1 protein-coding gene is annotated in these 339 nt (G+C 74.0%); it reads left to right on the plus strand.

From position 1 onward, the window contains the following. The coding region (locus UK12_RS42250) for a hypothetical protein (RefSeq protein ID WP_045307114.1) at positions 1-339 on the plus strand (339 nt) is incomplete at both ends.

The following is a 339-nucleotide window of genomic DNA, read 5'->3' on the forward strand; positions in this document are numbered from 1 at the left end:
AACCACCCGGCGCGCGGTCACCGCCGAGGAAGCCACCGCCGGGGGGGCGGTGGTGACGACGCGGGCGATCGTCACGGTGGCGGAAGCGGCGGGGGGGACGGTGGTCCCGACCGAAACCGCCACCCTGCGGGCGATCATCGCCGCGGAAGCCACCACCGCCGTCACGCTCGCGGTTGAATCCACCCTACGGACGGTCGCGCCGGCGGAAGCCGCCGCCCTGGGGGCGGTCGTCACGACGCCGACGGTCATCGCGGTTGAAGCCGCCCTGCGGACGGTCGTCACGGCGGAAGCCGCCACGGTCATCGCGGTCACGGTTGAAACCACCGGACGGGCGGTCAT

The organism is Saccharothrix sp. ST-888, assembly GCF_000955975.1.
Classification (GTDB): Bacteria; Actinomycetota; Actinomycetes; order Streptomycetales; family Streptomycetaceae; genus Kitasatospora.